The 12778-nt window shown below is 72.4% G+C and carries 9 protein-coding genes; 4 read left to right on the top strand and 5 right to left on the bottom strand.

The window, feature by feature from the left end; genetic code table 11:
* Positions 1–41 precede the first annotated feature (41 nt).
* Positions 42–1559 (bottom strand): HNH endonuclease, encoded by a 1518-nt coding sequence (locus tag AOM09_RS07170; protein WP_062386116.1) that lies wholly within the window; start codon positions 1557–1559, stop codon positions 42–44.
* Between the two features lie 229 nt (positions 1560–1788).
* On the opposite strand from AOM09_RS07170, the gene AOM09_RS07165 reads away from it, so the two are divergent.
* Complete coding sequence (locus AOM09_RS07165) at positions 1789–3900, top strand: heavy metal translocating P-type ATPase (protein ID WP_062386114.1); 2112 nt, start codon at positions 1789–1791, stop codon at positions 3898–3900.
* A gap of 122 nt (positions 3901–4022) precedes the next feature.
* Here the strand turns inward: AOM09_RS07165 and AOM09_RS07160 are convergent, their stop codons facing one another.
* Both AOM09_RS07160 and AOM09_RS07155 read right to left on the bottom strand, forming a co-directional pair.
* Positions 4023–5366, bottom strand: a complete 1344-nt coding sequence (locus tag AOM09_RS07160; RefSeq protein WP_062386112.1) for a M20/M25/M40 family metallo-hydrolase — start codon at positions 5364–5366, stop codon at positions 4023–4025.
* A 26-nt stretch (positions 5367–5392) separates the two neighbouring features.
* Positions 5393–6739, bottom strand: a complete 1347-nt coding sequence (locus AOM09_RS07155; RefSeq protein WP_062386110.1) for an anaerobic C4-dicarboxylate transporter family protein — start codon at positions 6737–6739, stop codon at positions 5393–5395.
* Positions 6740–6900: 161 nt separating this feature from the next.
* Here AOM09_RS07155 and AOM09_RS07150 point away from each other — a divergent pair, with 161 nt between their 5' ends.
* Positions 6901–7680 carry an adenylate cyclase gene (locus AOM09_RS07150; RefSeq protein ID WP_156162282.1) on the top strand — a complete coding sequence of 260 codons (780 nt, stop codon included), beginning with the start codon at positions 6901–6903 and terminating at the stop codon, positions 7678–7680.
* 8 nt (positions 7681–7688) lie between these two features.
* Here AOM09_RS07150 and xylB read toward each other — a convergent pair whose 3' ends face one another.
* Positions 7689–9116 carry a xylulokinase gene (gene xylB, locus AOM09_RS07145; RefSeq protein WP_062386099.1) on the bottom strand — a complete coding sequence of 476 codons (1428 nt, stop codon included), beginning with the start codon at positions 9114–9116 and terminating at the stop codon, positions 7689–7691.
* A 98-nt stretch (positions 9117–9214) separates the two neighbouring features.
* Entirely contained in the window at positions 9215–10405 is a 1191-nt protein-coding gene (xylA, locus tag AOM09_RS07140; protein WP_062386097.1) for a xylose isomerase, read from the bottom strand.
* Positions 10406–10591: 186 nt separating this feature from the next.
* Between xylA and AOM09_RS07135 the strand changes: the two genes are divergently transcribed.
* Together AOM09_RS07135 and AOM09_RS07130 are read left to right on the top strand one after the other, a co-directional pair.
* Complete coding sequence (locus AOM09_RS07135; protein ID WP_062386094.1) at positions 10592–11761, top strand: ROK family protein; 1170 nt, start codon at positions 10592–10594, stop codon at positions 11759–11761.
* Entirely contained in the window at positions 11758–12708 is a 951-nt protein-coding gene (locus tag AOM09_RS07130) for an NAD(P)-dependent oxidoreductase (RefSeq protein WP_062386092.1), read from the top strand. The genes AOM09_RS07135 and AOM09_RS07130 overlap by 4 nt, the downstream gene beginning before the upstream one ends.
* The last annotated feature ends 70 nt before the right edge of the window (positions 12709–12778 follow it).

The following is a 12778-nucleotide window of genomic DNA, read 5'->3' as shown; positions in this document are numbered from 1 at the left end:
CGCGGCGCCTCCATTCGGGGAGGCGCCGCGGGGCGGGCGAGCTACGTGGGCGTGGGCGGGCAGGCGTCCTCGGGCCCGGTGGCGACGTCGTTCCAGGGTCGGGGGGCGCCGAAGCGCGCTCGTCCGCCTTGCCAGGGTGTCCGTTCGGGATCCACCGATGCTGGGGGTATGAACCAGATCTCGGTGTCGGTGGCGCGGATCTGCCAGCCTTGATCGTGTATGACGTGATGGCAATGGGAGCAGAGCAGCGCGCCGTTCGACAGGTCGGTGCGGCCGCCTTTGCCCCAGAACACGACGTGGTGGGCCTCGGCCCACGCCGGCGGGGCTCCGCATCTCGCGCAGCCGCCGTCGCGTTCGCCGAGGGCGATGCGCTGGGCGGGGGAGAACGGGTAGATCCTCCGTCCGAGCTTCAACGCCTGGCCCTTGTCGCCGATGAGGGCGGGGGTGAGGATCGCGCTCGTGATCATGCGGTGCGTGGTGGTCATGCCGAGGGGCTGGCTGCAGCCGTCGACCTCACCCAGTCCCGTGCCCTGCTCCAGGTCGGTGGCGGTGGCGCGGACGACGACGGTGGTGGTACCGAACAACGCGGTGGTGGTCTCGCAGCCCAGGGCGTGCCGGGCTAGATCGGCGAGCGCGTCGGCGCGCATCTGGTCGGTGGTGCGCTGGTCCAGGCCGGGTACGTCGCGGCTCGCGCGCATCGCGTCCCCGACGAGCTTGTCCAGCGCGGCCCTGAGGGGTGCCGCGGTCTCGGGGTCGAGCTCACCCTGAAGGACGAGCATCCCCGCACGGTTCTCCCACATCCGCAGCGCCCGCTGGCGACGCATCTGGGCTTGCGAGCGTTCGTGCTGCTCCACGTCGAGGGCTGCCTTGAAGCGCGAGACGATCTTGGCGAAGCGGGACGCATCCAATCCCTTGGCGCGCTCCACCAGTCGCGACGCGGCGTCATGCATGGACTCTGCGGCCACGTCGGGGGAGAGCGAGTCGAGCATGGTGATGATCTGGGCGCCGCAGTCGGCCGAGATCTCGCCCCGGTCAAGCGCCGTGGCGACCGCCGGGTACCGGGGCGCCGGCGTGGGCTGGCGAGGCGGCGGCGGGCTGGCCTCCGGGGCCTCGCTCGGTGCGGGATCGTCGGGGTCGTCGGCGGGATCCTCCCCGCGTGGATCGTCCGCCGGCGGGTCAAGCGACTGCCCACCACCGTCGAGCTCTTCCAGCGCATGCCCGACCTCGAGCAGCCGGAACGCCTCCGCCCGCGTGGTGCCCATCGTCGCGGCGACGAGGTCCGCCGCGCTGCGATGGCCGTGATGCTTGGCGAGCCCGCCGCCCGCGACGTCCGACCTGGTCTCGATCTCGCGGGCGGTGCGGGCGAGCACCATGTCGACCTCGCGGGCCAGCCGCGCAGTGTCGCGCAGGCGCTCCACCGCATCCGGTACCCCGTCCGCAGCGGCCAACCGGCGCATCGTCCCCACCGACGCCCTCGCCTCCAGGCACGCGCGACCGAACGCGTCGAACCCGGTGGCGGCGCCGTCGGGATCGGCATCGAACAGGTACGAGGCGTCCATGGATTCATTCCACCACGTGGGTCTGACAGTGCGCGCCCGTCATCCCTCCTGGTAGATGTGGATAAACGGCCTCCATCGAGGCCTGTGGACATCGCCTCGTGGGCATGGTGCGCTCGGCGCGCGGCTTCGCGCGCCAGATGCCGTCGAACGCGCTGCACCGCGGCCTTGACCTTCCAGTCGAATGGAAGGATTACCGTCCTGAGGTGTTGGCACTCCTGAGGAGGTCCCCATGCCGCACGATCACGCGACGGTCGCTCACGACGAGCACGCGCCCCACGACGACCAGACCCAGCACCACGCCGCCCACGCCTACCACGGCACCGACCACAGCGGCCACAGCGGCCACGGAACCGCCCACGCCCACCACGGCACCGACCACAGCGGCCACGCGATGCTCTTCAAGCGGCTCTTCTGGTGGAACCTCCTCCTCGCGGTCCCGGTGATCGCGACGTCGGAGATGGTCGAGGGCTGGCTGGGCTACGACCTCCCCGGCAGCGCATGGATCCCGCCGGTGCTCGGCACCGTGATCTACGTGTGGGGCGGCTGGCCCTTCCTCAGCATGGCCTGGCGCGATGAGATCACCGCGCGCAAGCCCGGCATGATGACGCTCATCAGCCTCGCGATCACGGTCGCGTTCCTCGCCTCCGCAGCGGCCACGCTCGGCATCGGCGATCTCAGCTTCTGGTGGGAGCTCGCCGCGCTGATCGTGGTGATGCTGCTCGGGCACTGGCAGGAGATGAAGGCGGTCGGGCAGGCGAGGGGCGCCCTCGCCGCGCTCGCCGAGCTCCTGCCGGACGATGCGGAGCGCGTCCCCGAGGGCGGCGGGACGGAGCACGTGTGCATCGGCGACCTCGAGACGGGCGACACCGTGGTGGTCCGCCCCGGCGGTCGCATCCCCGCGGACGGCAGCATCGTCAAGGGCGAGGCGAGCCTCGACGAGTCGATGATCACGGGCGAGTCCGCGCCGGTGCCGAAGAAGCAGGGCGACCGCGTGGTGGCCGGCACGGTCGCCACCGACGGCTCGCTCCGCGTCGAGATCACGGCGACCGGCGACGACACCGCGCTCGCGGGCATCCAGCGCATGGTCCAGGACGCGCAGGACAGCCGCTCGGGCACCCGCAGGCTCGCGGACAGGGCGGCGGCGTGGCTGTTCTGGATCGCGCTCGCGGCGGCCGCGCTCACGTTCGCGGTCCACTTGGCGCTCGGCGATCCCGCGCAGGGGCTCAGCGCCGCGGTGTCGGTGCTGGTGATCGCGTGCCCGCATGCGCTGGGCCTCGCGATCCCGCTGGTCATCGCGATCGCGACCTCGACGTCGGCGAAGCACGGCATCCTCGTCAAGGACACGGCGGCTCTCGAGGCGATGCGTACCGTCGACACGGTGCTCTTCGACAAGACGGGCACCCTGACCCGCGGCGAGCACCGGCTGACCGAGGCCGTCGCGGTCGACGGCTGGGACGAGGACCGCATGCTGGTCCTCGCCGCCGCCGCCGAGTCCGACTCGGAGCACCCCATCGGGCGTGCCGTGGTCGCGGCCGCGGCGGACCGCGGCCTCGACGTCCCGAGCGCCGACCGGATCGACACGGTCCCCGGCAAGGGCGTCCGCGCGCGCATCGACGGCAAGGACGTCGCCGTCGGCGGCCCCGCGCTCCTCCAGGAGATCGGCGTCGAGGCGCCGGCACGGCTGGACGATGCGGCGGCCGGGTGGCGCGATAAGGGCGGCGCCGTCCTGCACGTGGTGGTCGACGGCGAGGTGGCCGGTGCGTTCACCACCGCCGATCCGGTGCGCGAGGAGTCGCGCCAGGTGGTCGATGCGCTCCATGCCCGCGGCATCGGCGTCGCGCTCATCACGGGCGACTCGCAGGCCGTCGCCGATGCGGTGGCGAGCGAGCTCGGCATCGATGACGTCTTCGCCGAGGTCCTCCCCGACGACAAGGACAAGGCGGTCGCCGACCTCCAGTCGCGGGGGGCGAAGGTCGCGATGGTCGGCGACGGGGTCAACGACGCTCCCGCCCTCGCCCGCGCGGACGTCGGTCTCGCGATCGGTGCAGGCACCGACGTCGCGATGGAGGCGGCGGGCGTGGTCCTCGCGAGCTCGGACCCGCGCGGCGTCGTCGGCGTGATCGAGCTGTCCCGCGCGAGCTACCGCAAGATGCGCCAGAACCTCGTCTGGGCGACGGGCTACAACGCGATCGCGATCCCGGTGGCGGCGGGCGCGTTCCAGTGGGCGGGCCTCATCATGCCGCCCGCGGTCGCGGCGATCGCGATGAGCCTGTCGACCATCGTCGTCGCGCTCAACGCCCAGCTGCTGAGGCGGGTGAACCTCCGGCCGGAGGAGGACTGACCCCGGACAGTGGCAACGGATCTCGCCGCGACACGCCGCGTCGGGAGGCGATATCGGCTCCCGACGCGGCGTGTCGCCGTCAACTCCGTTGGCAGTGTCAGCGAGGGCGCGCGGGGGAGGGGTCAGCGCGCCGCGAGCTTCTCCAGCAGCAGCGCCTGCGCCACCACCATGCGCTCGATCTCCGCAGGGTCCACCGACTCGTCCGAGGCATGGATGCGCGACTTCTCCATGTCCTCGGGACCCCAGAGCGCGAACTCCGCGGCCGGGCAGGCCTCGTGCAGGGTCTGGAGCAGCGGGATCGAGCCGCCGGAGCCGACCTCGCTGACCTCCATGCCGAAGGCCTCCGCGAGCGCCTCGCGCGCGGCCGCCTCCGCGGGCCCGCCGCCGGGAACCAGGAAGGCCGGCGCCGCCTTGACGCGCTTCACCTCGACCTGCGCGCCCCACGGCGCGTGGGTCTCGAGGTGCGCGACCAGCGCGTCGAGCTCGGCCTCGGGGTTCGAGCCGGGGACGATGCGCATGGAGATCTTCGCGCTCGCGGCCGGGTGGATGACGTTCGAGGAGTCCTTGATCGAGGTGATGTCGACGCCGATCGCGTTGATCGACGGCTTGGCCCAGAGCCGGTCCGAGATCGAGCCGGTGCCGATGAGCGCGACCCCGTCGAGCAGGGGAGCGCCGTCGCGGAAGCTCTCCTCGCTCTGCACCGCACCCTCCCACGTGCCCGTGGACACGCCCTCGACCGCCACCTCGCCCGCATCGTCGACCAGCGACGAGAGCAGGCGCGCGAGCGCCATCATCGCGTCAGGTGCGGCGCCGCCGAACACGCCCGAGTGGAGCGGGTGGTCGAGGGTGCGCACCGTGACGGTGCAGGAGACGTCGCCGCGCAGCGCGGTGGTGAGCACGGGCTCCCCGGCGACCAGGTTGCCCATGTCGCACACGACGAACAGGTCGCACTGGAACAGGTCGGGGTGGGCCTCGACGAACTCCTCGAGGTTGCTCTCCGTCTCCTCCATGCCCTCGAGGATGAGCCGCAGAGTGACGGGCGGCTTCCCGTCGAACGCGCGCAGGGTGCCCAGGTGGGTCGCGATGCCGGACTTGTCGTCGGCGGCGCCGCGGCCGTAGATGCGGCCGTCGTCCTTGACCGTGGGCGTGAAGGGCTCGGTGGTCCAGCCCTGCGTCATCGCGGCCGGCTGCACGTCGTAATGCGCGTAGAGCACCACCACCGGGGACCCGGGCGGGCCGGCGATCTCGCCGTAGATGGGCGGGTAGCCCCACGGCACCTCCATGAGCCGCGCGTCCGCGAAGCCGGCCTCCTTGACCAGCTCGAGCGTGCGCTGCGCCATCGCGTGCACCGGCTCCTCGGGGTAGCCGGGGAACGCGATCGACGGGATCGAGATGAGCTCCTTGAGATCCTCGATGACGCCGGGCATGAGCGCCCTGACCTTGTCCTGCATCTCAGCTGCGGGCATGAGCAATCGCCTTTCGGGAGGGGGGACTAGAAGAACGCGCCGATCACGGCTCCGGCGATGATCGTAGTGACCGAGAGGATCGCCATCGGCACGAAGAAGCTGTGGTCGAGCAGCTTGGTGCCCAGCTTGGTCGACCCGGTCTCGTCGAAGTTGGCGGCCGCGATCTGCGGGCCGTTCGCCGGGAGCGTGTACACGCCGCCGAGGCCGCCCGCCCACATGCCGGCGACCGTACCGACGGGCAGCCCGGCCGCAAGCCCGATGGGCACGATGGTGTTGGTGGCGGTCGACTGGCTGGTGGTCATCGCCGCGACCAGGAACACCGCGAGGGCGAAGATGAACCTCACATCGGTGACCCACTCGCCGACGGTCGACACGATGTACTCCTCGTGCGCCTGGATGAAGGTCGCGGTCAGCCATGCGATCCCGAACAGGGCGATCGCCGCGACCATGCCCGCCTTGAACACCGACTGGTCGGGTACCGAGCCCACCTTGGGCCTCCCCACGAAGATGATGACCGCGCTCACCACGAGCATGACGAGCACGATCGTGGTGGTCATGTCGACGCGCACGCTCTCGCCGTCGACCGTGTACGTGGGCCGCAGGCCCTCGAAGATGCCGAACATCACGATCGCCAGGACGCCGAGCAGGAAGGTGATCGCAGCATTGCGCCCGCGCGAGGTGTAGGTGAGGTGCGCCGTCGAGCTGCCGCCGGCATCGTGGCGCAGCGCGGCGACCGCGCCCGCCTCGATGCGCGCCTGGATCTCCGGATCGTCGTCCATGTCCTTCCACATGCGGTTGACCACGAGCGAGGTCACCACGATGCCGATGACGCACGCGGGGAACGTGATCGCGAGGATCTGCGCGAGCCCCAAGTTGTAGGGCGCGACATCGGTGAAGGTGAGCATCGCCGCCATCGCTGCGGACACGGGTGACGCGGCGAGCGCGATCCCGGACTGCACCACGGTGACGGTGAGCGGGCGCGCGGGCCGGATCCCGTTCTTCACCGACAGGTCGTAGACCACGGGCAGCAGCGGGAAGACGATGTTGCCCGTGCCGGCGCCCGCGCAGAACAGGAAGGCGGTGAGCGGGGCGATGACGGTGATCTGCTTCGGGCGCTTCTCGATCACGCGGGCGGCCATCGCGACCATCCAGTCGATCCCTCCCGCCGCCTGCATGAGCGCGGCTGCGGTGACCACCCCCAGGATGATCGCGATCGCCGACGCCGGTGGTGCGCCGGGGGCCTCGCCGAAGACGAACACCAGCACGAACGTGCCGACGCCGCCCCAGATGCCGACGCCTACCCCTCCGGCGCGCGTGCCGAGCACGATCGAGCCGAGCACCACGATGGCCTCGAGCACGAAGCTGATGGTCATGGTCCGCCCCTCCGGGGCCGCCGGGGCCCTGAATACGGACATTACGCGCGCGCTCCGACAGGCGCCCGTCGAGGGACGATGCCGGGCGTAGGAGGCGCCTCGCACGTATGCTCGACAGGGTGTCGGCGCCACCGGCGGCGCCGGCCGACGGGAGCACGATGATGAGCGCCTCATCGACCGCGAGCACACCCGCGACCTCGTTCACAGCCGAGCAGCTGGCCGAGCTGCTCACGCTGCTGCCCGTGACCGACTCGGTCGAGCTCAAGGCCACGGTGCCGGGCGTGGACCGCTCGCGCGTCATGGACCGCCTGGGGATGGATCCGCTCCAGGCGGAGCTGAGGCAGGTCGCGTTCTTCGACACCCCCGACCTGCACCTCAACTCGCACGGCGTGGTGGCGCGGGCACGGCGCATCCAGCGCCGGCCGGGCGACGTGGTGGTGAAGCTCCGCCCGGTCGACCCCGCGCACCTCGACGACGACGTGCGTGGCGCTCGCGGCTTCGGCGTCGAGATCGACGCGATGCCGGGCCGATTCGTGTGCTCGGCGAGCATGAAGGCTCCGGCCGACGACACGCAGGTCCACCGCGTGCTCCGTCGCGATCGGCCCATCAGGAAGCTGTTCACCAGGGCGCAGCGCGCGCTCGTCGATCGGTACACGCCGGGCGGGGTCGACTGGGACGCGCTCCGTGTGCTCGGACCGGTCACCACGCTCAAGCTGACGTTCTCACCCGACGGCTACGACCGCCCGATGGTCGCCGAGCTCTGGTCCTATCCGGACGGTTCGCAGATCCTCGAGCTGTCGACCAAGTGCGCGCCCATCGAGGCGTTCAACGTCGCGACCGAGACCCGCGCGTTCCTCGCCGGGCACGGGGTCGACATGGGCGCGCCGCAGCAGACCAAGACGCGTACCGCCCTGGAGTACTTCGCGTCGCTCGAGGACTGAGCGCGGCGCTACGCGAGGAAGGCCGCGGCGGCCGCGTCGTACGCCGCGCGGATCTCGGGTCGCGTGTCGACGGCGGGTGCCGCCACCACCGCGAGCGGCCAGTCGGGCCGCGCGCCGGTGAGCGCCCACGCGGCCTGCACCGCGGCGCCGGCGGCCACGTACTCGCCGGGCTCCGGCACCTCGACGGGGATGCCGAACACCTGCGCCGCGATCGCCTGCACCGCAGGGTTCTGGGCCGAGCCCCCGACCAGGAGGGCGCGGTGCGCCACCACCCCCGCGGACAGGATTGCCTCCATGCCCACCGCCTGCGCCGCGAGCATGCCCTCGATCGCGGCGCGCGCCATGTTCTCGCGAGTCGTGTTCGCGAGGGTCATGCCGGACAGCGTCGCCGTGGCGTCCGGCAGGTTGGGGGTGCGCTCGCCCTCGAAGTAGGGGACCAGCGTGAGGCCGCCCGCGCCGGGCTCGGCCTCGAGCGCCAAGGCGCCGAGCTCGTCGTAGCCCACGCCTAGCACGCGCGCGAACGCGTCGAGCACGCGGGACGCGTTGAGCGTGCACACGAGCGGCAGGAACTCGCCCGAGGCCGAGGCGAATCCCGCCACGGTGCCGGTCGCGTCCGGCACGGAGGTCTCGGTCACCGCGAACACGGTTCCCGAGGTGCCGAGCGAGATCACCACGTCGCCCACGGTCGCGCCCAGACCCAGGCCGGCGGCCGCGTTGTCGCCGGCACCAGGACCGACGATGCAGTCCTCGCGACCCGCGACCGAGGCGTGGACGGCGCCCGCGCTCTCGCCCGGCCCGAGCACGCGCGGGACCACCGCATCGTGCCCCAGCGCGGCGATCAGCAGGTCGCGGTCGTACTCGCCCGTGACGGCGCTCCAGTAGCCGGTCCCGGACGCGTCCGAGCGGTCCGTGGTCAGCTCGGACAGCACCGGGCCCAGCGGGGACGAGCCGTCAGGGCCATAGCCGCGCAGGCGCCACGTCAGCCAGTCGTGGGGGAGGGCGACCGCGGCGACGCGCGCGGCATTCTCCGGCTCGGCGTCGCGCAGCCACCGCAGCTTGGTCGAGGTGAACGATGCGACGGGCACCAGGCCGGTCCGCTCAGCCAGCTCGATCGCGCCGACCTCCGCGATGAGATCCGCCGCCGCACCCGCCGAGCGGGTGTCGTTCCACAGCAGCGCGTCGCGCACCACCTCGCCCGCGGAGGACAGCGCGACCATGCCGTGCTGCTGGCCGCCCACCGAGATCGCGGCCACGTCCGCGAGACCGCCCGCCTCCGCGAGGGCGGCGAGCAGGGCGTCCCACCAGCGCTCCGGGTCCACGGAGGTGCCGTCGGGATGCGGCGCGCGCCCGGTGCGCACCACCGCTCCGGTGTCGAGGTCGCGGATCACGACCTTGCAGGACTGCGTGGAGGAGTCGACTCCGGCGACGAGCGTCATGGCGCGGGCCTTTCAGGCGAAGTTCTGGGGCGAGAAGGAGGTGCGCCCCGCCCGCTCCAAGGAGGCAGAGCGGGCGGGGCGCGAGGTGGGAGGAACGATCAGCGGGCGCCCATGAGGTGCTCGACGGCGAGCTGCTGGAGCCGGACGAAGCCGAAGCCCTTGCCGTCGTAGTACGCGTCGGCGTCGAAGTCCTCGTAGGCGGAGGTGTCGGCGAGCAGGTCCGCGACGGTCTCGCCGGCGCCGAGCGTGGTCTGCGCGAGCTCGTGCTGCTTGGTCGCGGCGATGGCCTCCTGGACCTCCGGGTCGGCGCGGAAGGCTGCCGCGCGCTCCTTGAGGATGAGGTACATCCGCATGTTGGCCTTCGCGGACTCCCACACGCCGTCGAAGTCCTCGGTGCGCGAGGGCTTGTAGTCGAAGTGGCGCGGGCCCGCGTAGGACTCGCCGCCGTTCGGGCCGCCGTTCTCGAGGAGGTCGACGAGCGCGAACGCGTTCTGCAGGTCGCCGTGGCCGAACACCAGGTCCTGGTCGTACTTGATGCCGCGCTGGCCGTTGAGGTCGATGTGGAAGAGCTTGCCGTGGTCGAGCGCCTGGGCGATGCCCGCGGTGAAGTTGAGCCCGGCCATCTGCTCGTGGCCCACCTCGGGGTTGAGGCCCACGAGCTCGGGGTGGTCGAGCGTGTTGATGAACGCCATCGCGTGGCCGACCGTCGGCAGCAGGATGTCGCCGCGGGGCTCGTTGGGCTTGGGCTCGATCGCGAACTTGAGGTCGTAGCCCTTCTCGAGGACGTAGGCGCCCAGGACGTTCGCGGCCTCGCGGTAGCGCTCGAGGGCGACGCGGATGTCCTTGGAGAAGTCGTACTCGGCGCCCTCGCGGCCGCCCCACATGACGAACGTCTTCGCGCCCAGCTCGGCGGCCAGGTCGATGTTGCGCAGCACCTTGCGCAGCGTGAAGCGGCGCACCGCGCGGTCGTTCGACGTGACGCCGCCGTCCTTGAACACCGGGTGGGTGAAGGTGTTCGTGGTGATCATGGGGATGGTCATCCCCGTCTCGTCGCATGCCTTCTTGAGCGCGTCGATCGCGGCCCGGCGCTCGGCGTCGGTGGAGCCGAACGGGAACAGGTCGTCGTCGTGGAAGGTCATGCCGTAGGCGCCCAGCTCGGAGAGCTTGTGGATCGCCTCGACCGGGTCGAGCGGCGCGCGCGTCGCGGTGCCGAACGGGTCCGCCGCCGGCCAGCCGATGGTCCAGAGGCCGAACGTGAAACGGTCGGCCGGGGTGGGGGTGAACGACATGCGAGAGCTCCATTCGTCATTGAGCGGGTTAAAATGTTCTCGGAGAAAACATATACCCGCGACGTGTCTCCGTCAAAGCGGCCGGCGCGCCGCGCATCGTCCCTGGTGACGATGCGGCGGGTCGCGGCCCGGCGGCCCGCGCGCGGCCGCGCGGCCCGGCATACTGGCGGGCACGGAGGAGGTGCGATGGACGACGAGCAGGCGAGCGGAGACGCGCCCGCGGAGGCGCGGATCGCCGCCGCGCGCGGCAGCCGCAACGACCACACGCGCCGCCACAACCTGTCCGCGCTGCTCACCGCCGTGCATTACGGCGGGCCGCTGACCCGCGCCCAGCTCACGCGCGACACCGGTCTCAACCGGTCGACGATCGGCGGCCTGGTCGCCGAGCTCGCGGAGCTCGGGCTCGTGCTCGAGGACGCCGCCGCGGAGACCGGCGCCGTGGGGCGGCCGAGCCTCATCGTGCGTCCGCGGACGGATGTGGTCGCGCTCGCGCTGCACCCCGACGTCGACGCGCTCGAGCTCGGCGCGGTCGCGATCGACGGCACGGTGCTCGCGCGGCGGCGCGCCTCGCTCGAGGTCCCGCCGACGCCCGCAGACACGGTCGCGTTCGCGTGGGAGGCCGCCCGCGAGGTCGCGGCCGAGCTCGGCGGCGCCCGCGTGGTCGGCATCGGCGCCGCGGTGCCGGGCCTGGTCGACGCCGACGGCGCGACGGTGGTCGACGCCCCGCACCTGGGCTGGCGCGATGTGGTGCTGGGCGACGCGCTCGGCGACGCCCTCGGGATCCCGGCGACCGTGGGCAACGACGCCAACATGGGCCTGCGAGCGGAGTGGAGCTTCGGCGCCGCGAAGGGCGTCGACACGGTGGTCTACCTCAACGGCTCGGCGTCGGGCATCGGCGGCGCCGCGCTCGTCGGCGGACGCATGCTGCGCGGCGGGCGAGGCTACGGCGGCGAGTTCGGCCACATGATGATCCGCTCCGACGGCGAGCGCTGCTCGTGCGGGCGCTCCGGGTGCCTCGAGACCGAGGTGAACGCGCCGCGGCTCGACGCCGCCGCGCACGACGCAACGGCGCTCGACGGCTACGCCGAGACCCTCGCGGCGGCCATCGCGAACCTCGAGTGCGCGTTCGACCCCGATGCGGTGCTCCTCGCGGGCTACCTGGGCGCCTTGTTCGACGTGCGCCGGTCGCTGGTGACCGAGCGCGTCAAGGCGCTCGCGTTCCGCCCCGACGTCGAGGACGTGGTGATCGCCCGCGCCGCGCTCGGCGGCAACCGGCTGCTCATCGGCGCCGCGGAGCGCGCCTTCGCGCCGCTGCTGCAGGACCCCGCCGGGATCCCCCTGGTGTCGCTCGCATGATCACCGTCGCGGTGCCCTCCGCCGAGGTGGCCGAGGCGCTCGGCGATCCCGGGCCGGATGCGCGCGTCATCGTCTGGAACCCCGCGGACGGCGACCTTCCGGAGGGGGAGCGTGACGGGCTCGCGCTCGTGTGCCTGGCGCACTGGACCGGCGGCCGGAGGGTGTTCGGGCGCCTCGCGGCGTGCCCGGATCTCCGCGTGATCCAGATCGCGTCGGCGGGCTTCGAGCACGCCGCGCCGTTCGTCCCGCCGGGGGTCGTGCTCGCGAACGCGCGCGGGGTCCACGACACGCGCGTCGCGGAGATGACCCTGCTGCTCGCGCTCGCGTCGCAGCGCTGGCTGCCGCGGTTCCTCGACGCGCAGCGGCGCGGCATGTGGGAGCCGGACCAGGGCGCGCCCTCGCTCGCCGACTCGCGCGCGCTGATCGTCGGCTACGGCAGCATCGGCGAGGCCATCGCGGTGCGGCTGCGCGCGAGCGAGGTGCACGTCGAGGGGGTCGCGCGCACGGGCCGCACGGCGCCGGACGGCACGCGCATCCACGCGATCGCCGACGTGCGCGACGTGCTTTCGGGCTTCGATCTGGTCATCATCGTCACGCCCCACACCGAGGAGACGGACCGGCTGGTCGACGCGGGCTTCCTCGCCGCGATGAAGGACGATGCGCTGCTGGTCAACGTGGGTCGCGGCAGGGTGGTCGACACCGACGCCTTGTTGGCGGAGCTCGAGTCGGGCCGCCTCCGCGCCGCGCTCGATGTGACCGATCCGGAGCCCCTGCCCGACGGGCACCCGCTGTTCGCGGCCCCGGGATGCATCGTGGTCCCTCACGTCGCGGGGACGGAGCGGCTGACCGATCGGCGCTACACGGACCTGGTCCGACGTCAGATCGAGGCGCTCGTGCGTGGCGACGCGCCCGTCAACGCCGTGATGATGGGCGCCTTCCCCGCGTAGCCCCACCTGCGCGGGGAAGGCACCGCCCCTCAGCCTGGGCGGATCACGCGCAGATGTGCCGCGCGGCGCC

Origin of the sequence: Demequina iriomotensis (genome assembly GCF_000971395.1) — a bacterium.
Taxonomy (GTDB): domain Bacteria; phylum Actinomycetota; class Actinomycetes; order Actinomycetales; family Demequinaceae; genus Demequina; species Demequina iriomotensis.
The sequence above is the reverse complement of the archived record's forward strand: the minus strand, read 5'-3'. Positions and strand labels throughout refer to the sequence as shown.